This is a genomic window from Bifidobacterium biavatii DSM 23969 (assembly GCF_000741165.1).
GTDB classification, from domain to species: Bacteria; Actinomycetota; Actinomycetes; order Actinomycetales; family Bifidobacteriaceae; genus Bifidobacterium; species Bifidobacterium biavatii.
Genome location: NZ_JGYN01000023.1, coordinates 84,104 through 109,723, shown reverse-complemented (window position 1 = coordinate 109,723; position 25,620 = coordinate 84,104). Strand labels below are relative to the sequence as shown.

15 protein-coding genes are annotated in these 25,620 nt (G+C 64.5%); 7 read left to right on the top strand and 8 right to left on the bottom strand.

Annotated features, from left to right (window positions below):
• The first annotated feature begins 784 nt into the window (after positions 1-784).
• Positions 785-1,540 (top strand): SIR2 family NAD-dependent protein deacylase, encoded by a 756-nt coding sequence (locus BBIA_RS08635; RefSeq protein ID WP_033495079.1) that lies wholly within the window; start codon positions 785-787, stop codon positions 1,538-1,540.
• Positions 1,541-1,791: 251 nt separating this feature from the next.
• On the opposite strand, the gene ilvA is transcribed toward BBIA_RS08635, so the two are convergent.
• Positions 1,792-3,057 (bottom strand): threonine ammonia-lyase, encoded by a 1,266-nt coding sequence (gene ilvA / locus BBIA_RS08630; RefSeq protein WP_033495073.1) that lies wholly within the window; start codon positions 3,055-3,057, stop codon positions 1,792-1,794.
• A gap of 92 nt (positions 3,058-3,149) precedes the next feature.
• Positions 3,150-4,985: a glycoside hydrolase family 13 protein gene (locus BBIA_RS08625; RefSeq protein ID WP_033495070.1), complete on the bottom strand. Its 1,836-nt coding sequence runs from the start codon at positions 4,983-4,985 to the stop codon at positions 3,150-3,152.
• Positions 4,986-5,174: 189 nt separating this feature from the next.
• Between BBIA_RS08625 and BBIA_RS08620 the strand changes: the two genes are divergently transcribed.
• Complete coding sequence (locus BBIA_RS08620) at positions 5,175-6,416, top strand: ROK family transcriptional regulator (RefSeq protein WP_051923926.1); 1,242 nt, start codon at positions 5,175-5,177, stop codon at positions 6,414-6,416.
• A 156-nt stretch (positions 6,417-6,572) separates the two neighbouring features.
• Here BBIA_RS08620 and BBIA_RS08615 read toward each other — a convergent pair whose 3' ends face one another.
• Both BBIA_RS08615 and BBIA_RS08610 read right to left on the bottom strand, forming a co-directional pair.
• Positions 6,573-8,960, bottom strand: coding sequence for an alpha-galactosidase (locus BBIA_RS08615; protein WP_033495068.1), 2,388 nt, complete (start codon positions 8,958-8,960; stop codon positions 6,573-6,575).
• 279 nt (positions 8,961-9,239) lie between these two features.
• Entirely contained in the window at positions 9,240-9,767 is a 528-nt protein-coding gene (locus BBIA_RS08610) for a nucleoside deaminase (RefSeq protein WP_033495066.1), read from the bottom strand.
• A gap of 294 nt (positions 9,768-10,061) precedes the next feature.
• Here BBIA_RS08610 and BBIA_RS08605 point away from each other — a divergent pair, with 294 nt between their 5' ends.
• Positions 10,062-12,137 carry a cation:proton antiporter gene (locus tag BBIA_RS08605; protein WP_033495064.1) on the top strand — a complete coding sequence of 692 codons (2,076 nt, stop codon included), beginning with the start codon at positions 10,062-10,064 and terminating at the stop codon, positions 12,135-12,137.
• Between the two features lie 22 nt (positions 12,138-12,159).
• Here the strand turns inward: BBIA_RS08605 and BBIA_RS08600 are convergent, their stop codons facing one another.
• On the bottom strand, positions 12,160-12,906 hold the full coding sequence (locus BBIA_RS08600; RefSeq protein WP_051923925.1) for an alpha/beta hydrolase: 747 nt from the start codon (positions 12,904-12,906) through the stop codon (positions 12,160-12,162).
• Positions 12,907-13,274: 368 nt separating this feature from the next.
• Between BBIA_RS08600 and dcd the strand changes: the two genes are divergently transcribed.
• Complete coding sequence (dcd, locus tag BBIA_RS08595) at positions 13,275-13,856, top strand: dCTP deaminase (protein WP_033495062.1); 582 nt, start codon at positions 13,275-13,277, stop codon at positions 13,854-13,856.
• Between the two features lie 122 nt (positions 13,857-13,978).
• Here the strand turns inward: dcd and BBIA_RS08590 are convergent, their stop codons facing one another.
• On the bottom strand, positions 13,979-16,972 hold the full coding sequence (locus BBIA_RS08590) for a cation-translocating P-type ATPase (RefSeq protein ID WP_033495060.1): 2,994 nt from the start codon (positions 16,970-16,972) through the stop codon (positions 13,979-13,981).
• A gap of 556 nt (positions 16,973-17,528) precedes the next feature.
• Between BBIA_RS08590 and BBIA_RS14450 the strand changes: the two genes are divergently transcribed.
• Complete coding sequence (locus tag BBIA_RS14450) at positions 17,529-17,798, top strand: AbrB/MazE/SpoVT family DNA-binding domain-containing protein (RefSeq protein ID WP_033495058.1); 270 nt, start codon at positions 17,529-17,531, stop codon at positions 17,796-17,798.
• The gene (locus BBIA_RS08580; protein WP_033495056.1) at positions 17,795-18,130 is read left to right on the top strand and encodes a type II toxin-antitoxin system PemK/MazF family toxin; all 336 of its coding nucleotides are present in this window, start codon (positions 17,795-17,797) and stop codon (positions 18,128-18,130) included. The genes BBIA_RS14450 and BBIA_RS08580 overlap by 4 nt, the downstream gene beginning before the upstream one ends.
• A 95-nt stretch (positions 18,131-18,225) precedes the next feature.
• Here the strand turns inward: BBIA_RS08580 and BBIA_RS08575 are convergent, their stop codons facing one another.
• The gene (locus BBIA_RS08575; RefSeq protein WP_420796697.1) at positions 18,226-19,605 is read right to left on the bottom strand and encodes an MFS transporter; all 1,380 of its coding nucleotides are present in this window, start codon (positions 19,603-19,605) and stop codon (positions 18,226-18,228) included.
• 247 nt (positions 19,606-19,852) lie between these two features.
• On the opposite strand from BBIA_RS08575, the gene rlmB reads away from it, so the two are divergent.
• Positions 19,853-20,848: a 23S rRNA (guanosine(2251)-2'-O)-methyltransferase RlmB gene (gene rlmB, locus BBIA_RS08570; RefSeq protein WP_033495052.1), complete on the top strand. Its 996-nt coding sequence runs from the start codon at positions 19,853-19,855 to the stop codon at positions 20,846-20,848.
• A gap of 247 nt (positions 20,849-21,095) precedes the next feature.
• Here the strand turns inward: rlmB and BBIA_RS13430 are convergent, their stop codons facing one another.
• Positions 21,096-25,520: an InlB B-repeat-containing protein gene (locus BBIA_RS13430; protein ID WP_152600611.1), complete on the bottom strand. Its 4,425-nt coding sequence runs from the start codon at positions 25,518-25,520 to the stop codon at positions 21,096-21,098.
• Positions 25,521-25,620 lie beyond the last annotated feature (100 nt).

Genomic DNA, 25,620 nt, shown 5'->3' with positions numbered 1-25,620 from the left:
GACCCTCCACAAAAAAACTTGCAAAGAGAACCAACAATGACTCTCATACATATTGACGGAACATCCTATAAGGAAGGACATTCACACAAAACCTTGCCATCCATTACCTGCTCACACAGACCCACCACCACAAACAGCAGCAGGCGGACAACAAACTGGCAATCAAAACATTGACTCTAAAAAGTAGTACAAACACGCTCTTGAGTTCTCAAACCACCACCACACGATCAGTCCGCAACCCCAAAGAAGAGAACCACTCGCTGACCGGCAGCAAGAGATAAACATACACGACAACCCACAACCACGCAAACCAACAAACACAACAACACCCCAAAACCACTGAAAACACACGACTCCCTCGGCGTGTCGCAAACGCACCCAACCACGTCTACAACCATCCTAAACCCCAAAACCACCATTTCGATGTCCCAATCCAGCTCTCGGACGGCGTGTCACAACATTTCAACCGCCGGTCAGCTGTCAGTCAATCATCAGTCGGCCACCGTTCATTATCGATCCGCATATACGCACACGCATCACCGCACCACGCAAACACAACCAGCAGCCGACAGAACAAGCACCATTGCCTCGCCCCGACCTGCGACGTCGGACGACATGACGCAACAAGAGGCACAGCCCGGCCACCATAGGCCGAAACGACACCCGGAACAGACGGAACATACTGTGCGCAACCACGGAACCCGGTTGCACGCACGAGCCCAAGTCGAACCCCAGTCGGAATAACGCGCACCACAACCGACGCAACCGGCGTATACCTATGTATATGACGAAAAAAATCGCAGTACTGACCGGCGCGGGCATCTCCACGTCCGCAGGCATCCCCGACTTCCGCAGTCCGGACGGCGTCTGGACCAAGCATCCCGAACAAATGAGCGTCTACGACATCGACGCGTTTCTCACCAGCAAGGAAGAACGCGAGTATTCGTGGCGCTGGCAAAAAGAATCCCCCGTATGGAACGCGCAGCCCGGCACCGCGCACAAGGCGCTCGTCAAGCTGGAACAGGCCGGCCTGCTCACGCTGCTGGCCACGCAGAACTTCGACGCACTGCACGAGAAAGCCGGCAACTCGCCGGACGTGATCGTCAACCTGCACGGCACCATCGGCACATCGCACTGCATGAAATGCCACGCGAAATACGACACGGCCGACATCATGGCCAAACTGGACGAGGAACCGGATCCGCACTGCCATCGCAAGCTGCCGTACAACGGCAACATGCCCTGCAATGGACTCATCAAAACCGACGTGGTGTACTTCGGCGAGCAGCTGCCCGACGGAGCGATGGAAAAATCCATGAAGCGAGTCACCGAAGCCGACGAATTCTGGGTGATCGGCTCCACGCTCGAAGTGTTCCCGGCCGCGTCGCTCGTGCCGGTCGCCGCACAGGCCGGCGTGCCGATCACCATTATGAACATGGGCCGCACGCAATACGACCGTCTCGCCACGCGGCTCATCCGCGAGGACATCGCCGTCGCGCTCCCCCAGCTCGTCGACGAAACGATCGCGGCCGCACAATAAGCAGTAAGCGCTGTACGCACTGCGCAAGTACTGCAAATGTCGCCGGCCCAACTGACCAGACGACACAGCGCCGCATCACGACGCTGCACATATCGCAAACAGAGCGGAGGCTTCGGCATTGCGTTTCCGACCGTAGGCTTGGCCGAACGGCCTTGAGTGTGTCGGGAATGCAATGCCGAAGCCCCCGCGGTCGTTGCACTATCGCAACGATTCGCCAATCACATCGGCGCGCATCAGCGCATCAGCACGGATCAGTAAATGCGCTTCGGCTGGAAACCGGCCTCGCGCAGGGCCGCAAGGATGCGGTCGATGTGATCCGGGCCGTTCGTCTCGACCGTGACGCCGAGCGACACGGCGTTCGTGTAATGGCCGGACGCCTTGAACTGATCGTGGTCAAGCTGGATCACGTTCGCGCGCTCCTTGGCGAGCAGCGTGGCGACCTTGACGAGCTGGCCCGGGGTATCCGGCAGCTCGACCTCGAAGTTCATGATGCGGCCGCGCGCGATCATGCCCTTCTGAATCACCGCGCCCATCGTGACCGTATCGATGTTGCCGCCAGACATGATCGGCACCACCACGTGCGGGCCGGGAGCGGACGCGAACTTGCGCGAACGCAGGTTCAGATGCTCGAGCGCGGCCAGAGACACCGCACCGGCAGCCTCGACGACCAGCTTGTGCTTCTCAAGCATGAGCAGAATCATCTCGTTGATGTCGCGCTCGGTCACAGTCACCAGATCGTCAAGGAACTCATTGAGCAGCGCGAACGGCAGGTCGCCCGGGTGCTTGACAGCCACACCCTCAGCAGAGGTGACCACCTGATCGGCCGGCGAGACGCGGCCCGCAGCGAACGAATCCTTCCAAGCGGGGGAACCTTCCGGAATCGCGCCGATCACGCGCACTTCCGGCTTGAACGTCTTGATCGCAAGCGCGACGCCCGCGCCCAGACCGCCGCCGCCGAGCGGCACGACCACGTCGGTCACGTCCGGCACGTCTTCGAGAATTTCCAAGCCGATCGTGCCCTGGCCGCAGATGACCTCGTAGTCGTCGAACGGCGGCACATAGATCATGCCCTGGGTTTCGGCGAGTTCGGCCGCATGGGCGGCGGACTCGTCGAACACGTCGCCGTAGAGCACCACGTCGGCGCCGTACGCCTTGGTGGCGTCGACCTTGAGCGGCGGGGTGATGGTCGGCATGCAGATCGTGGCCTTCGCACCGCGTTCGCGGGCCGCGTAAGCGACGCCCTGCGCATGGTTGCCGGCGGATGCGGTGACGATGCCGCGGGCAAGCTCCTCGTCGCTGAGGGAGGCGATCTTGTTGTAGGCGCCGCGGATCTTGAACGAACCGGTGACCTGCAGATTCTCGGGCTTGAGGAGAATCTTGTGGCCGGTCATGTCGGACAGGACCGGGGAGGGGATGATTTCGGTGTGACGAGCGGTCCCCTTCAACCGTTCGGCGGCGAGCTTGAGTTCGGCCGCATGATCACGCTGCAGTGCTTTGAGGACGTCTTTTTGTTCCATGAGGGCCAATTGTAGGCGGCAGGCCGGGCAGAGACGGCTGTGTGTCCATCCCCGCCCGACCTGCATCATCTGGCTTGCGTTACGATCCGCGATTACAGGCGGACGACCGCGCCCTCCCACGCGGCGAGCTCGCGCTTGGCGAGCGACGCGGCAGCGTGATCAGCATCATCGGTGGCGATCACGATCGCGTCCGCGGTCACGATTGCACCGCCGACAGCAGACTCCAGCAACGCCGCGGATTCAGCCGGCAGGTCGACCGTGCGACCGGACAGGTTCACGACCGTCAGCAGGCGCTCGTCGCCGAGCGTGCGCACGAACGCGTACACGTGCTCGTCGTCCGCATCGATCAGCCGCCAGTCGCCGGCGGAGACAACCGGATTCTCGTGACGCAGCGCGATGAGCTGCTTGTAGAACGCGTACACGGATTCCGGATCGTCGAATTCGGCAGCCGCGTTGATCGCCGCACAGTTTTCGTTGACGGAGATCCACGGTTCAGTCGCAGCGTCAGGCGCGGTGAATCCGGCGTACTTGGACGCGTCCCACTGCATCGGCGTGCGGGCGTTGTCGCGGCTGCGCGCGGCGAGGCCGGCCATCATCGAATCCGCGTCCTGCACCTTCGCCTCTTCAACGCGCTGGCGGAACGCGTTGAGCGATTCGAGGTCGCGATACTGGTCGAGGCGGGTGAAGTGCGCGTCGGTCATGCCGAGTTCTTCGCCCTGATACACGTACGGGGTGCCACGGTGCATGTGCAGCATGAGCGCGAGCGCCTTGGCGGAGCGCACACGGTTCTCCTCGGTGGAGTCGTCGCCCCAGCGAGAGACGACACGCGGCTGGTCATGGTTGCCGTCGAACAGGCTGGCCCAGCCGGCTTTGGCGACGGCGGCCTGGTAGCCGGCCATGATGCGCTTGAGCGTGGGCAGGTGCAGCGGCAGCGGCTTCCACTTGATGCCTTCGCAGTCGCAGTCGACGTGTTCGAACAGGAACAGCATGTCGAGTTCGCCGTTGGCGGGGTCGGTGATGTGCTCGTTGCGCTGCGCGTTGATGCCGGGCGCTTCGCCGACGGTGAGGAAGCCGTCGCGGCCGGCGAAGACTTCGCGGCGCATTTCGGCGAGGAATTCGTCCTGACGCGGGCCGTCGGCGCAGAACGGGCTCGGGTTGGAGTAGCCTTCCTCGCCGACCGGGCCGTCAGCGATCTCGCTGCCGGGCTCGCCGGGCAGGCGGCCGGCGGAGTCGACCTGCTTGGAAATGAGCGTGATCACATCCATGCGGAATCCGTCGACGCCGCGGTCGAGCCACCAGTTCATCATGTCGTACACTGCGCGGCGCACGGCCGGATTCTCCCAGTTGAGGTCGGGCTGCTTCTTGGAGAACTGGTGGAAGTAGTATTCGCCGCGCTTCGGGTCGTATTCCCATGCGGAGCCGCCGAAGTAGGAGCCCCACTGGTTCGGTTCAGCGCCGGGCGTGCCGGGTTCGAAGCCGGGGCGCGCCGGACGCCACCAGTACCAGTCGGCGTGCGGGTCGTTCTTATCCTTCGACGCCTCGAACCACGCGTGCTCGTCGGACGTGTGGTTGACGACGAGGTCCATCACGATCTTGATACCGCGCTGGTGCGCTTCGGCGAGCAGCTCGTCCATGTCGTCGAGCGTGCCGAACAGCGGGTCGATGTCCTGGTAGTCGGAGATGTCGTAGCCGTTGTCGTCCTGCGGACTCTTGTACACCGGGGACAGCCACAGCACGTCGACGCCGAGGTCGGCGAGGTAGTCGAGGCGGCTCGTGATGCCCTTGAGGTCGCCGAAGCCGTCACCGTTGGTGTCCTGGAACGAGCGCGGGTAGATCTGGTAGACGACGGCGTTGGCCCACCACGGGTTCGGGGTGGCGCCGTTGGTGCGGACGTTGTCCGGCAGGGTGGTGCGGTTGAACGAGGTCATGAGTTCGGCTCCTTTGCTGATCGACGATTGCGGTTCGTGTACCTCACAGCATACGATTGCGCGGTTTTCATTCCCATTTGCCGGTTCTCCGGGCGAGGCGGAAAGAAAAGAGTATTTTTATGCCGTAGGAATGAAAATAATGGCCGCGCGAAGCGACCACGCACGGACCGATCACGGCAAGGAGCGCAGATGACGACGATCGCACCGGACGCAACGAATGCGACGAATCTCCCGGCACCCGCGTTCCCGCAATGGTTCGCAGGCTCCGACTACATGCACCGGGTCGCGCGCGCGATCGCGCAGTACGGTCCGATCGCGCGTACCACGCTCGCCCAGCTGCTCGGCCTATCGCAGGGAGCATTGTCGCGCATCACCAGCGATCTGATCTACGCGGGCGTGATCGAGGAACTGCCGGGAGATGCGGTGACGCGCGGCCCGCTGCCGCAAGGGTTCACACCGAAGGACAGCGGCGAGCGTCGCGGCCGACCGCAGACCGCGCTCGCGTTGTGCGCGAACGCCCGCACGTTCGTCGGCGTCAAGGTGCACGGCACGTCGGCGATCGCGGCCGCAGTCAACGCGCACGGCGAAGTCGTGTCCGACCGTCACGAGCTCGCGTTCGCCGATCGTTCGCCGCAGCACGTGACCGACGTCATCGCAAGCCTGGTCGGCGACTGTCGTACGGACGTCGCCGCGCGCGCACTGCCTGAGCCGACGGCGATCGGCGTGGCGATCGGCGGGCATGTGCATGATGATGCGACCGTAACGTTCGCACCGTTCCTGCGCTGGGATCAGGACGTACCGCTGGCGGCGATGGTCGCGCACGCGGCCGGACTGCCGTGCACGGTCTACAACGACGTCGATTCGCTGCTGCTGGACGCGAGCTGGTTCGGTCCAGGCGTCGGATTGGAAGCGTTCGCCGTGGTGACGATCGGCGTGGGCATCGGCTATTCGCTGGCCGTGCACGGCGAGCCGGTCGATTATCCGGACAAGAGCTACGGGCTGCTCGGCCACGTGCTCGTCGACCCGGACGGCCCGCGCTGCGCGTCCGGGCACGTTGGCTGCGCGCAGTGTCTGACGGACGCGTCGCTGGCGAACCAGTATTCGCAGATGATCGGCCGCGCGTGCACATTCGACGAGTTCGTGGCGGACGCGCGGGCAGGACGGCCGCAGGCGGAACAGCTGGTCGATCGGACGTGCTTCAGGCTGGGGTCACTGATTTCGATGGTCGCGAACATCGCGATGCCGTCGCGCGTGATGGTGGCCGGAGAATCGGCGTTTCTTGCGAAGATGAGCATCGACGCGGTGCGCGACGGCATCAACCGCTACCGGCACAGCCAGGCAGCGCCGGTGCGGTTCACGGTCGTCGACCACGACTGGCAGCTGTGGGCCAAGGCCGCTGCCTCCCGCGCCATCTCCCGCTACATCGGATAGCGGCCGCCACGCATCGGCTTACTGCCGCACGGCAGTGAACAACACCGACTGTGCAGGCTGAGCCGTTAAGCGGGATGCCCAGTGGGCATTCCGTAGGCGAAGTGAGCGGGCGCGCTATCTGCGCCCGCGAAGGCATCCTGCGCGGGGCGGTGTTGATTACTGCCGCACGGCAGTGAACAACACCGACTGCGCAGGATGCAGGCTCGGCGGGCGCAGGCCGTAGGTGGCGAGCGCGCGGCCGGTGAGCAGCACACCGTCGGACGTCCACCAGCCGAGCGGCGACTGGCCGTTGGCGATGCCGAGCGCAGACAGATCGAGATCGAGCCACAGCGGCTGGATGCGGTACGTGGCGTCCGGGTCGAGGCCGGGCAGGCGGATCGGCGCGGCCGGATACGTGGCGGATGTGGTGACCTGCGTGAAGCGGTAGAACGCGGCGGAACGGTCGGGCTTGACCATGCCGTCCACGCGCACGGCCGGGTCGGCGCAGTCAGCGTGCACGCACGTGTCGACCGCGAACCATTCGCGGTGCTTCTTGAATTCGGCGATCCATTCGCCGAGCTTGGCCACGTCCGCGTCGGACTCCTTGAGCAGGTTCCATTCGACGCCCATGTGCCCGAAGAACGCCATGGCCATGCGCAGCTCCTGGCTGGTGGCGCGCTGCGTGGAGTGCGCGGGGCTGGCGCCGACGTGCTCGCCCATCATGAACGGCGGCACGAGCAGCGACGTGTAGCGCTGGATTTCGACGCGTTCGAGCGGGTCGACGCAGTCGGACACCCAGATGCGGTCGGCGAGTTCGAGGATGCCAAGGTCGACGCGGCCGCCGCCGGACGAGCAGCTTTCGATTTCGAGCCCCGGATGCGCGGCCTTGAGATCGCGGAAGATGCGGTAGACGGCGAGCGTTTGCGCGTGCACAGCCGGGCGGCCGGTGCGCGGCGAGACCGCTTCGGTGACGAGCTTGTTGTGGTCCCATTTGATGTAGTCGATGCCCAGCTCGCCGACCAGCTGATCCATGCAGCCGTACACGTATGCGTACGCGTCCGGGTTGGTCAGGTCGACGACCTGCTGCGTGCGGCCCTGCATCGGCAGGCGGCCCGGCGTCGGCCGCAGCACCCAGTCGGGGTGCGCGCGGTACAGGTCGGAATCGGGGTTGACCATTTCCGGCTCAAACCACAGGCCGAATTCCATGCCCTTGCCGTGCACGTAGTCGGCCAGCGCGCGCAGGCTCTTGTCGCCGTCCGGCCACACGTCCTGCGCGATCTGCCAGTCGCCGAGCCCGCTCGTGTCGTCGCGGCGGGAGCCGAACCAGCCGTCGTCGACGACGAACCGTTCGACGCCGGCCGCGGCGGCCTTGTCGGCGAGCGCGGTGAGCGTGTCGTAATTCTGGCCGAAGTACACGGCCTCCCACGTGTTGAGGATGACCGGCCGCGGCTTGTCGGCGATGCCGAGCGCGCGGCGGGACGCACGGTGCACGTTGCGCAGGTAGGCGTGGAATCGCGCGGCTACTTCGTTGAGACCGTTGCCGTACGATCCGTAGACCCACGGGGTTGCGTACGTGGCGGCGTCGCCGTCAACATCGGCGCCGGGCAGCGTGACTTCGCCGCCAAGCAGGATTTCGCCGCCGCCGATCAGACCTTGCGTGTACGGCGTGCGTTCTGCGGACAGGACGCTGTTGCCGCTCCAGCCGACGTGCACGGAGTACACGTCGCCGTGTTCGAAGCCGAAGCCGGGTTCGCCGGCGGACAGCAGCAGGCTGGCGTCGAAGTCGGGTCGGCCGGTCATGGAGAGTTTTTCGAAGCGTCCGATGGTGAGCGGCTGGCGCTGCGGATGGCGTTCGCGCAGGTGGTGGCCGGTGGTGGTGAGGATTTCGACGGCGTTGGCCGGCACGGGGAAGCCGAGTTCGATGCGACCGATTTCGAGGTTGCCGCTACCGAGGTTCGCGACTTCGAGCTTTTGGCGGATGAGGCCGGATTCGTCGAGCTGGCATGTCCAGACGATGCCGATGCCCTGTTCGCGGTCGGCCGCCTCGACGATGACGGTCGGGGTGGACTGGTCATCGCCGCGTTCGGCGGCGAGCTGGTCGTCGACGGTGACGTGCGCGGTCGCGTCGGCCGCGGGTACGGCGGACGGCACGGGAGCGGCGGACGACGGCCGCACGGATGCGTCGCCGGATGCGACGTCGGCGGCATTGTCGGCCGTACCGGCCGTCACGGCTTCGACCGCGAACCGGCAGTGCAGTTCGACGCCGTCGCGGCGGACTTCGAAGCGGGGCGCGCCGAGCCACGATTCGGCCTGTGTGGGCAGGACGGACGGCCATGACGTGTCGTCGAGACCGCCGGAGACGCGCTGCGGGCGCAGCGCATCGTACAGGTTGATGACGGTGGCCGGGTCGGCGAGCGGGCGTCCCCAGTGCACGAATCGCGGCAGGTCGTCGCCGGGGAAGACCAGCGCGAACGCGACGTTCGCGTCGGACTGTTCGGCGTAGACGGCGGTCAGGTCGGTGCCGTCGGCTGCGGCGGTGCCTTGGAATTGTTCGATCAGCGACATTGCTACTCCTTGCGTATGGCTGGCGTTGGCCTGCGTGCGGCTTGGCTTGCGACGGACGGAATATGTTGGTTGGCGTACCGGTATCGATGGTACGCGAGCGCGTTTTCCTTGTCAGGATGCGGAGTGTTCGCCGCCGCTGGAAAGAAATTACAAAGTCCAACACCTCACCCGTCATCTCAAGCAAAGCGCAGCGGAGTCGAGAGATCTTACGCTAGGCACATACGGCTCTGCAAGATCTCTCGACTACGGCTTCGCCTCCGCTCGAGATGACGACCCCTATCAGCGCCGCGCGGCGAAGAAGTCGGCGAGCATGCGCGCGCATTCGGCTTCGCGCACGCCACCGTGCACTTCCGGCGCGTGGCCGACGTGCGGGTCGCGCGGAATGTCCCAGATCGAGCCGCACGCGCCGAGCTTGGCATCCCACGCGCCGAACACGATGCGGCCGACGTGCGTTTGAATACATGCGCCAGCGCACATCGGGCACGGTTCGAGCGTGACCACGAGCGTGCAGTCGGCGAGATTCCATGTGCCGAGCCGGGCGGCGGCCTCGCGCATCGCGAGCACTTCGGCGTGCGCGAGCGGATCGGGCAGGGCCGGTCGTGCATCATCATCGCCGTCTGCCGTCCGACGCGTACGTGGGCGATCGGCGGACGGCGTTCCCCCAGTCATGCCGCCGCGCGCGTTGCGTCCCTCGCCGATCACGCGACCGTCCGCGTCCAATACCAGCGCACCGACCGGCACTTCCCTGTCGGCCGCCGCGTCCGCCGCCAACGCCAGCGCGCGCATCATCGCCTCGTCATTCGTCATGGCTGTCAGTCTAGACGCGGCCAAGCGAAAACCCGCATCGTCGAGAGCACCGCGCATTCAGTCCTCCATTCTCATCCCAGCCTCATGGCAAATCGGGCAATACTGTGAGTTCCTTCCTATTGGCGGCATGAGACCACGCTGCTTGGCCGCGCAGACGTATGCGCAGGCGCCCGGCAGTACCCGGCGATAACGCAAACACGCCGGCAACCGCTTGCCGAGAAACGTAACGCGCGTAGAAGGTTTGACTGATAGGCTAATGGCGGCAACGGAGGCCGCGGAGAGGGAGGACACACTGTGGCGGTATTTCAGCTCATCCTATGCATCATTGCGGCGGTGGTGCTGTCCTCGTTCATCAGCCGATTCATTCCGAAAGTGTCCACGCCGCTCGTGCAGATCGCGCTCGGCGCCATCGCCTCGCAACTGCCGTTTTTCCCCAACGTCGAGCTCGACCCTGAACTGTTCATGGTCCTGTTCATCGCGCCGCTGCTGTACCTCGAAGCGCACGAAATCGACAAATCGAGTCTGCTGAAAACGCTCAAACTGTCGCTGTCGCTGGCCATCGGGCTTGCGATCGCGACCATGATCGCCGTCGGCGTGATCTTGCACGCGATCTGGCCGGCCATCCCATTGGCCGCAGGTCTCGCACTCGGCGCGGCGCTCGGCCCGACCGACGCGGTCGCCGTATCGTCGCTCGGCAAAGAGGCAGCGCTGACGCAACGCCAGATGGGCGTGCTCAAAGGCGAATCATTGTTCAACGACGCGTCCGGCATCGTCGGCTTCCAGTTCGCCATCGCCGCGGCCGTCACCGGACAGTTCGAGGTCGGCGAGGCGGCCGGCGAATTCGTCGTCTCGTTCATCGGCGGCGCGCTGTTCGGCCTTGCGATCGGCCTGATCGCCAACTGGCTGTTCGAAACGATCCGCTCGCTCGGCTGGGAGACCACCACCACGCGCATCCTCATGGAACTGTTCCTGCCGTTCCTGCTGTACTTGGCCGCCGAGGACATCGCGCACGTGTCCGGCATTCTGTCGGTCGTCGCGTCCGGCCTGTTCATCCGCTTCGACCGTACGGGCGTCGGCCCGAACGTGGCGCGCACGAACATCGTGTCGAACAGCGTGTGGGGCGTGCTCTCGTTCACGCTCAACGGCGCCGTGTTCATACTGCTCGGCATGCTGCTGCCCGGCGCGATGGGCAACAGCTGGGAGGATCCGGGCGTGAGCAACATGCTGCTCATCATGGTGATCCTGCTCGTGTCGCTCGTCGTGATCGTCATGCGGTTCATCTGGGTGTCGGCCATGCTGCGCCTCGCGCGCGACACGACCACCGGCCACCGCCGCCACATGACGCCGGAACGTTGGCGTTCGGCCGCGGTCATGACGTTCGGCGGCGCGAAGGGCACGATCACGCTGTCGCTGATGTTCACGATCCCGTACGCGATCTCCGGCGGACGCTGGTTCCCGATGCGCGACGAGCTGATCTTCATCGCATCCGGCGTGATCATCGTGACGCTGCTGCTCGCGAACTTCCTGCTGCCCGCGATCGCGCCGAACCGCGGCGGCGACGCGTCGCTGGAAATGACCGAAGTCACGATCGAAGTGCTGCGCCGCACCGTCGAGGAACTCACCGGCCGTGTGACGAACGAGAACCGCCGCGCCGTGCTCATGGTGATCGACTCGTACACGAAGCGCATCACGCGACTCAAGCAGCGCACCGGCGAGCTCGACCCGCAGGGCTACGCGCAGCTGCAGATCGACGCGCTCAACTGGGAGAAGGACTACGTCAAGCAACGTCTGATCGACACGAAGCGCAGCAAGGAAGGCACACAGGCGAACCGCGATCTGGAAATCGAAGCGTGCGAGCGCCTGCTCGACCAGATCATGAACTCGCTGCGCCACATTTCCACCGACCGCAACTCGGGCCGGGCCATGTGGCAGATCCGCGGCCGCATGCGCGCGCTGCAGCGCCGCACGCTCACGCTGATCCGGCGCACGTCGAGCCGCATCCGCCGCACCACGCCGCTGATCAGCGACGACGAGATCTTCGCGCACACCCGCATGGTGCAGCTGGCCGCGTTCGAGCACGTGATCGACCGGCTGTACGAGGAGATGACGCGCGACACGTACAACACGGAGCATTGCTCGGCGCTGCTGCTCGACTATCGTCGCGCTGAGTCGGCGCTGCGCGCGCGGCCGAACATGACCGGCAGTGCGAAGACGATCGGCATGGCGGAGGACGTGAAGCGCGAAAGCTACGGCATCGAGCTCGGCGTGATCCAGGACATGGTCGAGGCGGGCGAGATCACGCGCGCGCAGGCGAAGACGCTGCGCCGCAACGTGTACGTGATGAGCGTGGACGCGGATTCGAGCCTGTAGCCCGTCTCACTGGCGTGCGTATTTACAGCACGCCGGACGACAGGTCGTGCAGCAGCAGCCACTGGCGCAGGTCGGCGAATTCGTCCATGCTCACCTCGTGGCCGAGACCGTGGTAGCTTTTCGTCGTCAGCCACGTGTGCTCCTCCAGCCACGCGGCGGCGGCGAACAGCTCATACTTGGGCACGACCTGATCGTTCTTGCCATACACGTAGAACACGGGCGTCTCGTAGTCGGCGAGACGATCGTCGGCCGGGGCGGTGCCGGGCACGTTGCCGGGCGCGAGCGTGCCGGACAGGCTGATCGCCGCACGGTAGCGCTCGGGATGGATGCGCAGCAGGTGCACGGCCAGCAGGCCGCCCTGTGAGAAGCCGATCGGCACGACGTCGCGTTCGAGTGGGATGTTGTCGTCGACCCAGCGGTCGATCGCGCGGGCGGCCGCGTACGCTTCGCGGTCGAGATCGTCGCCGGACAGGGTCTTGCCGGTGAACCACGAGTATGCGCCGGCGATGGCGGGCAGGCCGTCGCCGCGTTCGCGTCGCTCCTGCAATACGATCGGCGCGCGCAGGGACGCGTAGTCGTTGTACGGCGCGATGTAGCGCATGATGTCGGCAAGGTCCTCCTCGTTGGAGCCCCAGCCGTGCAGGCACAGGAACATGGGCCGGGTGGGCGCGGCCTCTCCCCCGCCGCGCGAGTATTGCACGTGCGTGATGGCCGGCGGCTCGGGGTTGGCGGGCGCGCCGTGTTCGCCGTATGTTGCGTCTTCGCTCATGCGCCCCAATATACGCGACGGGCGGGGTTTGTGGGGTACATGGTTCAACGGGCAAAAAGAAACCCCGGCGGGGTGTCCGCCGGGGAGAGAAAGGAGAGAGAAGAAGAAAGGGGTTCAATTGTCGGGAACTGCTGCCGTTCCTGTTCAGCTCTTGCTGACAGTTATTATGGAACCACCGATTGCTGGGCACAATGATGTGGTTGTCTGAGAACAAGCTGAAAGTTTTGGCGCGGAATTGTGTGGGTTGAATATATCGCCCGTGTCGCGCGGGTCGGCCGCGGGTCGCGCCGCGAGAGGCCCGCCGCTAGACTGGGGTGCAGTTATTTGTTCCGTGAACGCGTTTCCGAACGCCGAGCCAAGGAGTTGCCATGCTGCTGTCCGATCGCGATATTCTCGCCGCCAAGGAAGACGGTCACATCTCGCTTGATCCGTGGACTCCCGAGATGGTGCAGCCCGCGTCGATCGACGTGCGTCTCGACCGTTACTTCCGCCTGTTCAACAATCATGCGTACACGTACGTCGATCCGGCCGAGAATCAGGGCGCGCTGACCGAGCAGTTCGAGGTCGCGCCGGACGAACCGTGGATCCTGCACCCGGGCGAGTTCGCGCTCGGCTCGACGTGGGAGTACGTCAAGCTCGACGCGACGATCGCCGCGCGACTCGAGGGCAAGAGCTCGCTCGGCCGTCTCGGCATTCTCACGCATTCGACCGCCGGTTTCATTGACCCGGGTTTTGAGGGGCATATCACGCTGGAACTGAGCAATGTGTCGACGCTGCCGGTCAAGCTGTGGCCGGGCATGAAGATCGGTCAGATGTGCTTCTTCCAGCTCAGCTCGCCGGCCGAGCATCCGTACGGCTCCAAGGGCACCGGCTCGCACTATCAGGGCCAGCGCGGCCCGACCCCGAGCCGCTCCTACGTCAACTTCTACAAGGCCGACGTGAGCGACTGACGAGGTCTCCGCCTCCGGATGAGGCCATTCTGATCCGATCCAAGAAACATGCATATACGAGAAGAGGCTCCCCGAGGGAGCCTCTTTGTGGATTATGGGCGGTTATGAGCCGTCGCCGTCAATCACACGGTCACGCCGCGGCGCTTGTCGATGGCGCGCATGATGGCCTTGTAGATTTCGGAGGCCACGAGCACGATCGCGGCGAGACCGATGCACTCGATCCACGCGGTGAAGCCGAGCGGCGTGGTACCGAACGCGTCGTTGAGGAACGGCACGTAGATCACCACAACCTGCAGCAGGATCGAGATGCCGATCGCACCCCACAGCCACTTGTTGCTGAACAGGCCCACGAACGCGGACTGGCGTGCGGAACGCGAGGCGAGCGCGTTGAACAGCTGCGCGAACACGAGGATCGTGAAGCCCATCGTGCGGGCCTCGGTCATCTGCGCGTCGTGGCCGAGCGCGTCCACCGAGCGGTCAGTGAACAGGCCGCCCGCGAGGTGCATGTCCATGCCGATCAGCGTCACCGCGGCCATGATGATGCCGATGAACGCGATGTCGATCCACATGTCCTTGTCGATCACGCGATCGGTGAGCTTGCGCGGCTTGCGGGCCATCACGTCGTCGGTCTGCGGGTCGACGCCCATTGCGAGCGCCGGCGCCGCGTCGGTGAGCAGGTTGATCCACAGCAGCTGCGTGGCGAGCAGCGGCACGGTCACGCCCTCGCTGCCGGGCTGGGTGATGCCGAGCACGCCGGCGAGCATGACGCCGCCGAACACGGTGAACACCTCGCCCACGTTGGAGCTGAGCAGGTAGCGCAGGAACTTGCGGATGTTGTCGAAGATCACGCGGCCTTCGCGCACGGCGGCGACGATGGTGGAGAAGTTGTCGTCCGCGAGGATCATCTTCGCGGATTCCTTGGTGACTTCGGTGCCGGTGATGCCCATGGCCACGCCGATGTCGGCGGACTTGACGGCCGGCGCGTCGTTCACGCCGTCGCCGGTCATGGCGGCGATGTTGCCCTGGCGCTGCAGCGATTCGACGATCTTGAGCTTGTGCTCGGGCGCAACGCGCGCGTACACGGAGACTTCGGATGTCGCCTTGTCGAGCGCCTTCTCGTCCATCGCGTCGAGCTGGTCGCCGGTGAGCGCCTTGCCGCCCTTCTCGATGATGCCCAGATCGGAGGCGATGCGCGCTGCAGTCAGCGGGTGGTCGCCGGTGATCATGACAGTGCGGATGCCGGCGCGGTGCGCTTCGGCCACGGAATCGCGAACCTCGGTGCGCGGCGGGTCGATGATGCCGACCATGCCGGCCCAGATCAGATCGGATTCGATCACGTCGGACTGTTCGGAGATGTCGGTGATCTGACCGGCCGAGTTCGTCACGATGCCGGGGACGTCGGTCAGCGAGGAGACGCCGAGCGGACGGTATGCCTCGCCCAGCGTGCGGTACGCCTCGCCGGACAGCTTCTCGACGGTCGCGAGGATCGTCTGGCGGTCGCCTTCGGTGAGCGGACGGACCGCGCCGCCCACGGCGATGCGCGTGCAGTACGCGAGCAGCACGTCCGGTGCGCCCTTCGCGAACACGGTCAGGTTGCCGGCGTTGGCGTTGTCCTTGGCGACGATCGCCATGCGCTTGCGTTCGGATGTGAACGGCACTTCGGCCACGCGCTCGAAGCTCGCGTACTTGCGGTCGGCGTGCACCTTGCGTGCGGCGACGATGAGCGAGACTTCGGTCGGATCGCCGATCGCCTCCCACGTACCGGGCTTGGAGTCGCTTTCGCGCAGGTCGCCGTCGTTCGCGAGTGTGCCCGCGCCGAGCGTCGCCATGACTTCGGCTTCGACGGCCGATGGAACGGCCAGATCGCCGCCGCCGACCATCACCATGCGGCCTTCCGGCGCGTAGCCGGTGCCGGTGATCTGCACTTCGCCGCTCGGCGTGACCACACGCTCGACGGTCATTTCGTTGCGGGTGAGCGTACCGGTCTTGTCGGAGCAGATCACGGACGCGGAACCGAGCGTTTCCACGGAAGACAGCTTCTTGACGATCGCGTTGTGCTTGGCCATGCGCTGCACGCCGAGCGCGAGCACAACGGTCAGAATCGCGGCCAGACCTTCCGGCACGGCGGCGACGGCCAGCGAGACGGCCAGCAGCAGCGAGTCAATGATGTCGTGCACCGAGTGGAAGCCCTGCGTGAGCGCGAGCGCGGCGAGCACGACCACGGCGATGATGCACACCGCGAGGCCAAGGATCTTGGAAACGTGCGCCATCTCCTTCTGCAGCGGGGTGGCTTCGTCGTCGGTAGCGGCGAGCATGTCGGCGATCTTGCCGACCTGCGTGTTCATGCCGGTGCCGGTGACAATCGCGCGGCCGGTGCCCTGCGTGACGGACGTACCGTTGAAGATCATGTTCGAGCGGTCGCCGAGCGCCTTGGCTTCGGCGAGCGTTTCCGGCTTCTTGCCGACCGGGACGGATTCGCCGGTCAGCGACGCCTCGGCGATGCGCAGGGACGCGGCGGCGAACAGTCGGCCGTCGGCGGAGACGGTGTCGCCTTCGCCGAGCACGACAATGTCGCCGGGAACGACGTCGGTGGTGTTGATGTGCACGACCTTGCCGTCGCGCAGGACGGCTGTCTGCGGCGCGGTCATCTGCGCGAGCGCGGCGACGGCCTGCTCGGCGCGAGCTTCCTGAATGTAGCCGAGGACGGCGTTGACGATCAGGATGAGCACGATGACGAGCGCGTCAAACGGCACCGGTTCGCCGCCTCCCGGCGTGTTGGCACGTTCGATGAACCATGCGACCACCGAAATCGCGGTGGCGACGAGCAGCAGGTAGACCAGCGGATCCTCGAACTGCGCGAGGAACTTCTTCCACTTCGGCACCGGCGGCGCGCTGGCCAGCTGGTTCGGGCCGAACTTCTCGAGGCGGCGCTTGGCTTCGGCCGAGCTCAGGCCGGTTGCGATGTCGACGTTCAGCGCCTTGGCGACCTCGCTCGCATCGGTCAGCGACGGGTCGGTGTCGTTGAGCAGCGCCTGCTGGGCGCGCACTTCCTCTGACTGGACGGCGTCCTCAGTCAGCGCGGACGCCTTGGATTGATCTTTCTGGCGATCAACCATGGTGATTCTCCTTGGTATAGCCGCGGAGTAGTCAGTCCTCGCAGACGCCAGGTTTTCTCCCCCGGCTGCCGCGGCAAGACTGCGCGGTTATGGGCACCGGCGCGTATGCGGCCGATGCGTACGGATGCCATTATTCCATACACCGCTCAACCGTGCGCGTAACAAAACCCGCCGCAGTGCCCAATTCCCAACGTTTTCGCCGGTGTGTCAGAGACTTTGCCTACGTTGCGGCCCGTCGTCCGCTCGCCGCCCCGGTGGTCGGGCTCGGTTGTGGATAGACACGCCGAATGCGGATAACTCAAGCACCGAATGGCTCGAATCACACGATTCGAGCCGCTTGTCACGCGATCCAACGGCATCGTCCCACGTTTCACACCAAGTTTCCCGGACCTTTCGACCACATACCCCGGTTTGGCTTGCAGGTAATGCGCACGTTGCCGATGATGGTCAGATCGACAACCAGCTCCAAGAAAGGAACGCCATGGACGGCACGGCGACGGCACCACCTCCACCGATCCAAGAGGATATACTTTGTATATCTAATCAGGGAGGCGCTATGGTCAAGGCGACGGTGAACAAGTGGGGCAATGCGCTCGGCGTGCGGATCCCCAAGGACATACGCGAACGAATGGGACTGCATGATGGCAGCCAAGTCGACATAGACGTCGACGACGATCGCATCGTCATCACGCCCGAGCGACAGCACGTCACCAGCATCGGCCGCTATCGCGTACCGGATCTGCGGCATCTGTTCGCCGAATACGACGGCGATTACGCACCCGGCGAGGACGGTTTCGCAGCACCGGCCGGAGAGGAGGCCCTGTGAACGGATATCGGCGTGGGGACGTGATCGCCGCGGATCTCGATCCGTCCGCGGGCCACGAGCAACGCAAGCGACGTTATTTGCTGGTGATCAGCAACGAGAATTTCAACCGACTGTGCAATCTGACATGGGTGTGCCCGATCACGTCAACGGACAACCGCTATCCGCTGCACGTCGCGGTACACCCCGTATCCACGTTCGACATTGAGGGATTCGCCGAGGTCGAGCAGCTGAAATCGCTCGACCTGACCGCCCGCAATGCCGAACTCGTGGGCTATCTACCACAAGACGAAACCGATGCCGTGGTGGAGCTGGCCATGGCCTGCCTGATCTGACCGCCAATCGACGATCGCTGTCAACCGATCGGCCCCCACGCGTTCGACCCGCCAATCCGCCGATCGTCATTGACCGACAGACGGCGGGACACGGCTCAGCCGGCGAGGGACTCGCGCAGGTTGCGGGCGACGGCGCGTTCGCGGGCGCCCTTGGTGGCAGCGAGACCGGCGGCGACGAGCAGGAACATGATCGTGCAGCAGATCCACAGCGTGCGGCTGCCGAACCCGCCGATGATCCAGCCGCCGACCAGCGGCGCGGCGCCGTTCGACAGCGACCAGACGAGGTTGTACAGGCCCTGATACGTGCCGCGCGCGTCGGCCGGCGCCAAACTGGCGACCGTGGTCGCAGCGATCGGGAACGTGCCGAGCTCGCCGAGCGTCCACAGCACGGCCGCAATCGCGAAGCCGTGCCACGAGGTCGCGCCGATCTGGAACGCGTAGCCGACGGCCGTCATCAGCATGCCGAGCACGAGCACGCGCGTGTTGCTCATGCGGTTGAACACAGCCAACGCCGGGATCTGCAGCAGGCACAGGATGCCGCCGTTGATCGTCAGCAGCACGGAATACTGGTCCGTGCCCATGCCGAGCTGCGTGAGCGCGATCGGCAGGCCGCTGGTGAGCTGGAAGTAGGCGATCGTGTACGCGAACATGAGCACGACCATCGACATGAACGGCCAATCGGCGAGCGCGCGACGATAGTTCGCGATCATCGACACCGGCTGTTCGGGCGCGACCGCAGCTGCATCACCGTCTCGAGTCGAACGCGATGCATCACGATCTTCCCGACCGGAGCGCGGATCGCTCACGTCATCTCGACCGGAGCACAGCGAAGCGGAGAGATCTTCCGAAGCCGATACCGTCGGGCCAAGGGAAGATTTCTCGACTCCGGCTTCGCCTTCGCTCGAAATGACAGAAGAAAGAGAAGACGCGTCACTCGAAATAACAAGAGACGGGGAGGCAACGTCGTGCTCGGCGAGCTTGCGCGCCTCGTGGAAGAACGTGCCGAGCATGACCGTCGCGACGACGAGGATGATGGCCTCCGCGTAGAACATGAGCGTGTACGAGATCTTGACGAGCTGATTGGCGATGATCGGGCCGATCGCAAAGCCGAAGTTCACGGCCCACGTCTGCAGCGTGTACGCGCGTTTCTGCGCACGGACCGGCACAACGTCGGCGATGTACGCGGCGACGGCCGGCGTCGGGATCGACGAGATCGCGCCGTAGACAAGCAGCATCGCGCCCATGACGAACGGATCGCCGATGAACGACAGCACGATCAGCATAATGGCCGAGCCTATCTCGCCGCCGATGATCATCGACTGGCGGCCGAACCGGTCGGACAGCGAGCCGCCGAACAGGCATCCGACAATGCCGCCGAAACCGTACATCGACACGATCGTGCCGGCCACGCCCGCATCGACGTGCAGGTCCTTGACCAGATACATCGACATAAACGAAATGACGAAACGACCCATCCACAGGATCAGCAGGGCCAGCCACAATCCCCAAAACAGCAGGGGCAGCCCGAAAATCTCTCTCGCTTGCTTCTTCACCCCACATACCTTACTCGCGTGCCGGCCGCACCCAGCCAGCACGGCAACAGCACGACAAGGACACGGCACGGCAGCACCCGCCCGATACTCCGGCCGACCCCGCAACGCGACCACGCAACCGCGCACGCGCAAAGCCGGTTTGGCGCGGGGTGCTGGGAGAATGGCCCCTATGGCTATTAAGAAAGGACCGACCAAGGGGTCGGGTGGAAAGCATCGCAACGCGCTTCGCGGCCGGGGAGCGACTCCCAAGGCCGAAGACCGCGTCTATCACAAGGCATACCGAGCAAAGAAGATCGCCGACCGGCGCAAAATGGCGGATCCGCGTCTTGCGGCCCGTCGCCGCGCGGCCAAGTTCACGTCGGATTCCGACGATCTGGTTATCGGCCGCAACGCAGTGCTCGAAGCGCTGCGCGTGGGCGTGCCGAGCTCGCAGCTGTACATCGCCGCGCGCATCGAGCACGACGATCGCACGCGCGAGATCGTGAAGCTCGCCAGCGCGAATGGCCTGAGCCTGATGGAGGCGGATCGTCTGGAAATGGACCGCATCGCGCATTCGTCGAACCATCAGGGCGTGGTGCTCAAGGTGCAGCCGTTCGAGTATTCGTCGCTGGCCGAACTGGCCGATCGCGCGGAGAAGAAGGCGCGCGCGATGGAGGCCGCGAATTCGGCCGCGGCGCGCATCAACGCGCGTCCGCTGTTCATCGCGCTGGACGGCGTGACCGACCCGCAGAACCTGGGCGCGGTGATCCGTTCGGCCGCCGCGTTCGGCGCGAACGGCGTAATCCTGCCGGAGCGCCGGTCCGCTTCGGTGACGGCCGCCGCGTGGAAGGTGTCAGCCGGCGCGGCCGCGCACATGCCGGTGGCGCGCGTGGTGAACCTGAACAAGGCGATCGACGGCCTCAAGGAGCGCGGCTACTACGTGGTCGGCCTTGACGGCGGCGGCGACGCGCTGGTGGGCGAAACCGGTTTTGAAACCGACCCGCTCGTGGTGGTGCTCGGTTCGGAAGGCAGCGGCCTGAGCCGTCTCGTGCGTGAGGCGTGCGATTCGATCGCCGGCATTCCGATCTCGAACATGGTCGAGTCGCTGAACGCGTCGGTGGCGGCGGGCATCAGCCTGTACGCGGTCGCGCGTGCGCGCCGCGAGGCCGCCGCAGCGCAGGCGTGATTCCTGACTGGGCATATTAAAAAGGCAGTGCCCGGGTTCCCATATGACCTTCATATGAGACCCGGGCACTGCCTTTTTGCGCGGGCCTGGTTCCCGGGATTGGGCGGGAAAATCCCGGGAACCGGAAAATGCACATTTATGAACAAATGAACATCGGGGTTTGGCGGAACGACGCGGTTCTCACCGCGCAAACCTCACACGCCCAGTTCCCGGGATTTTCGGGCAGAAATCCCGGGAACCAGCATTCCTAGTTCTTCACCTCCCACAGGGCATAGAGGGTGCCATTGCGGTCGATCGGAATAATGCTCTCGAACCGCTTGGCTTCCTCGTTCCACTGGAATCCAAAGGCGCTGCCGCCGGTGAAGGAGCCGTCCTTGTCTGTGGCGAGGGCGTCGTCACGCACGGTGGTCCAGCCTTGGAAGGTGTAGCCCTCACGCACCGGGTTGACCGGCTTGATGAGCTTCTCGCCGTCGTACACCTTCTGCGGGTTCAGCGTGGCGATGTCCTCGGCCGTCACGCCGTCGCCCACCGTAGGAGCCTTGCCGTCGTTCAGGTTGAACTTGATCGTCCACACCTTGCCGGCCTTCTCCCACTTGGCGTAGAGAGTGAGGTCACCCTCCACCACCGTCGGCTTGGCCCCGGACCCATCACTAGACTCGCCCTCGAACACGAACGGCGTGGTCAGGTCGGCGTCGGTGTACCAGCCCTCGAAGGTGTAGCCGTCACGAACCGGATCGGCCGGCTTGGACGACTTCGCCACCGTAGATCCGTTATCCACGGTCAGCGAAGCCGGAGCCTCGCAGCCAGAGGTGGAACCAGAGGAGCCGGCCCCATCAGAGGACCCGTCAGCCGTGCACTCATAGGCAAGGTTGAACGACACCGTCCACACCTGCACCCACTTGGCGTACAGCGTAAGGTCGTCCTTACCCATCACCGCATCCGTAAAGTCGAACGACTGCCAACCGGCGGCATCCTTCGTCCAACCGTCAAGACGGTATCCTTCGCGCGTCGGCGCCGGATCGGGCGCAAGAATAGCCTCGCCGTCCGCAACCCACTGCAGGATGTCCGACTTGACCGATGCCGCATCATCGCCCGCGTTCATGCGGAATGTGACCAGATGATACGTCACACCGGCCTCGCCCCACTTCGCATACAGGGTCAGATCGCCCGTCACCGGAGCGTCGAAGTTGTACGGCGTGCTGCCGTCCGCGCTCGTCGTCCAGCCGAGGAACTGCTTGCCGGCCATCGTCGGAGCAGGATCGGGCGCGGCAACCTTGTCGCCGTACGCAACGGACTGAGAGTCCACCGCAGGCCCATCGTTGCCCGTGTCGAACGTCACGGTGTACGTGAGCTTCTCCCACACCGCGTACAGCGTGATGTCACTGTTCACCGGAGTGCCGTTCTCGCCGATCGCAAAGTCCGCGACCTTGCTACCGGACCTGGTGCTCCAGCCGACCAGACGATACCCGTCCCGCTTCGGCACCTGATTGTCCGCGATCGGCGACACGGTTCCGCCGTTCTCCACGGTCTGCGACGACACGTTCCAGTTGATGCCCGTGTCGAACGTGACCAGGTTGCCCTTCTCGTACTTGGCCCACAACTTGAGTCGGGCGGTCACCGGAGTGTCGAACGAGAAGTCGTGTTGTCCAGCTTCGTCCGTGGTCCAGCCGCGGAAGAAGTAGCCGTCGCGCTTCGGGATCTGGTTGTCGGCGATCGGCGACACCTTGCCGCCGACCTTTACGGCCTGCGCGCTGACGTACCAGTTGGTGCGCGTCTCGAACGTCACGCCGACCACGTTCGGTCGCTGCGTGTACACGGTCGGGTCGCCGCTGACGAGCCAGATTTCCGCGGTGCCGTTTTCGTCGTCACCGGCCGCGACGCAGATGGCCGATTCGGGGATGAGTCGATCCTTGTTCTGGTACTGTTCGGGATCACCGAAGCCCGGGTCCTTGTTGGTCCACGAGTCGCCGCCCTGTCGCAGGATGAACTTCGGCAGACGGTTGCCTGTCGAGGGGTTGTCGAGCGAGTATTGCGCGGTCACGCCGTAGTCGTCGTGTCCGGTGAACGCCACCGCCTTGCCGGAGCTCGACTCCTTCGACCATGTCCACATGTCCCAGCCCTTCCACGAGTCCGAGTCGAGGTCGAACTCCTGGTAGTTGCCGTCCGCACGCATGTAATGCACGGTGATGGCGAGCCGCTTCGGGTTCTTCACGTCGTTCGGCGTGGGAATTTCGGCAGGGTCGCGCGATTCGATCGACGAATCGTACGACTTGCCGTCCTTGCCGTCCACCCATGTTTCGATCGAGCCACGCACCTTGTAGATCACGTTGCCGTCGATCTTGTCGAGCACGCTTGCCTCGTACGAGTCGTTCGTGCCGGTGACCGGCGTTCCGAGATCGGTCGCGGATGCGACGATGCGGTAGTTCAGCGTCGTGTAGTCGCCGTTGAGCGTGACTTCCATGCGCTTGCCGTCGTCGTCATCGGTTGCGCCGAACGGATAGAACTTTTCGGCAAGTTCGTTGCCGGATACGTCCTTGCCCCACACGACCACGCCGGCCGCGCGTCCCTGCGCCGCGCCGGACGCGGTGAAGTGCACGGTGAACGTGGTCTTGGCGGATGCCACGCATGCGAACGGCACGCCGATGATCGCGTCGTGGTTGTTTACCGCGATGATCGCGGTTCCCACGGCCGTTTCGTACAGCTTGCTGATGCCGTCCTGATAGTCCCACTGCACGTCGTTGGCACCGGTCGCGCTGTTGGTGAACCGGTAGCGCACGCGCTGCGTGTTGATGTCGGGGATGGTGATCTGGTACCAGCCATCCGCGCCTGCGCACGTGCCGTCCGCCGCGGTGAGCGCGTCAGTCGACCTGGTCATCTTGACCGGGTCTTTGTTGAGCAGCGCGCTGCCGGCCGCGTACTGGATGTACACGTCGTCGCCCCAGTCGGCGCTCGGCTTGTAGTAGATGGTCAGCGACTTGTCGCCGATGCGATCGGTGTCGGGTTCGTCGTCGTAGCCGGAGTTGACGCCGTCGTAGCCGACCCACGTGTCCTTGGTCGCGCCTTCGTGAATCGCCACGGCCGATCGCTTGGCGATCGTCGTGGTGAACTGACCGTTCTTGACTTCGACTTCGTCGCACTTCGCGTTCGACGTGTACACATTGCAGTACACGTTGTCGGGCAGGCTTGTCCGGTACGTTTCCTTATGCTCCTGCAGCGTGTTGTTGATCGCGAGGAAGCCCTTGTCCTTGCCTGTCTTCGTGTCGCGCCGCGAGAAGCCGATGTTGTTCGTGCCGGGGTTCTGCCAGTTCGCGACGGATGTGCCGGTGACCGCGTTGTGGAAGCTGATCATGCCGCGGATCGACGTCCAACGCTGCTGGCACAGCCAGTCGCCTTGCTTGCGCCCGGTCAGGGATGACGCGGCCACGGTCGCCGCACCGGACGCATCATCGTTCGTGCCGTTGCCGGCCGCCGTGCACGCCGTGTCGAAGTCGACGTCAGGCACGCGCGTGTCGGTCGTACCGTTCGGGCCCGCATCGGAGTTGTCGGACGTGAAGTAGTAGTCCGACAGGATCTTCGGCTTGCCGTAATCGTATGCAAGCATGAACGCGTTTGCCAGCTCGTACTTGGAACCGGACGCGTAGTTCAGCGTTTCCGAGCCGCGGGCGCTGTCCCAGTTCGCCACGAACACGGTGGCCTTGTCGCTCGGCAGCAGACCGTTGCTGATGTACTGCAGCTTGGTCAAGTCGCCGTTGAAGTCCTGCCGCAGCTGGTACGCGTACGAGAACTCAGTCACGTCACCGTTGACCGTGTAGTTGCTCGGCGCGAGTTCCTTGGCTTCGCCGTCGTGGTAGATGACCTCCTGCTGGAACGGGATGTCGGCTGCCTTGACGTTGATTTTCGCCGCGAGACGGGCTTTGAGCGCCTTGAGATCGTTGACGTTCATGTGCTTCGCGGAGTCGATGCGGAAGCCGCGCACGCCGAGGTTCCACAGTTTGGCGAGATAGTCGGACTGCACGTTCTGCACGTGGATGGAACCAGTGTTGAGGTCCCACATGGTCGACAGGCGGCATTCCTGCACTTCGGTCACGTTCGTGTAGTCGGCGATGTTGGTGCGGCACGAATGGAAATCACCGGACGCGAGGCCGTACTGGTGGTTGTTGCCGCTTTCCTCGTACTGGTAGATGCCGTCGCCGATGTTCGGATAGCGACCGTACGTGCCGTTGTATGCGCTGCCGGCCACGCCGTACTGGTCGTCGACCCATGCCACGTCGTGTCCGGACGTGTGGTTGAGGACGACGTCGGCGATGATCTGCACGCCTTGCGCGTTGCAGGTTTGGATCATGCTTTTCAGCTCATCCTCGGTGCCGAAGCGCGAGTTGAGCGAGTAGCTGATCGGCTGGTAGACGGTCCACCACTGGGTGCCCTGCACGGATTCCTCCGGCGGGGAGATCTGGATGTAGCCGACGCCTTCGGGGCCATAAGTGGCCTTGCATTCCTTGGCGATCGTGTTCCACGACTGCTGGAATGCAATGACGGTGACGTCGGACTGCGCCTTGGTTGGGTCCTTGGTGGTGGTTTGGGTGGTCGTCGACTGCGTCGTGTCCGTCTCATCCGCGAGCGCAGTGGCGGATGTGGCGACGGTGGCGCCGAGCGCCATTGCCGTGCCTAGCAACAGGGCGAATGCCTTTCGCCATATCTTGGCTCCCCTTGCCGGGAGAGCCACTGCGTCACTGTCATTTCGACCGAGCGAAGCGAGCGGAGAAATCTTTTCA

Bases quoted from the DNA above. Each gene is read 5' to 3' on its own strand.
- ilvA (WP_033495073.1), bottom strand. From the start codon at position 3,057: ATGGAACAAAAAGACGTCCTCAAAGCACTGCAGCGTGATCATGCGGCC.
- BBIA_RS08610 (WP_033495066.1), bottom strand. From the start codon at position 9,767: ATGACGAATGACGAGGCGATGATGCGCGCGCTGGCGTTGGCGGCGGAC.
- BBIA_RS08625 (WP_033495070.1), bottom strand. From the start codon at position 4,985: ATGACCTCGTTCAACCGCACCACCCTGCCGGACAACGTCCGCACCAAC.
- rlmB (WP_033495052.1), top strand. From the start codon at position 19,853: ATGGCTATTAAGAAAGGACCGACCAAGGGGTCGGGTGGAAAGCATCGC.
- BBIA_RS14450 (WP_033495058.1), top strand. From the start codon at position 17,529: ATGGTCAAGGCGACGGTGAACAAGTGGGGCAATGCGCTCGGCGTGCGG.
- BBIA_RS08590 (WP_033495060.1), bottom strand. From the start codon at position 16,972: ATGGTTGATCGCCAGAAAGATCAATCCAAGGCGTCCGCGCTGACTGAG.
- BBIA_RS08600 (WP_051923925.1), bottom strand. From the start codon at position 12,906: ATGAGCGAAGACGCAACATACGGCGAACACGGCGCGCCCGCCAACCCC.
- BBIA_RS08620 (WP_051923926.1), top strand. From the start codon at position 5,175: ATGACGACGATCGCACCGGACGCAACGAATGCGACGAATCTCCCGGCA.
- BBIA_RS08575 (WP_420796697.1), bottom strand. From the start codon at position 19,605: ATGGGTCGTTTCGTCATTTCGTTTATGTCGATGTATCTGGTCAAGGAC.
- BBIA_RS08635 (WP_033495079.1), top strand. From the start codon at position 785: ATGACGAAAAAAATCGCAGTACTGACCGGCGCGGGCATCTCCACGTCC.
- BBIA_RS08615 (WP_033495068.1), bottom strand. From the start codon at position 8,960: ATGTCGCTGATCGAACAATTCCAAGGCACCGCCGCAGCCGACGGCACC.
- dcd (WP_033495062.1), top strand. From the start codon at position 13,275: ATGCTGCTGTCCGATCGCGATATTCTCGCCGCCAAGGAAGACGGTCAC.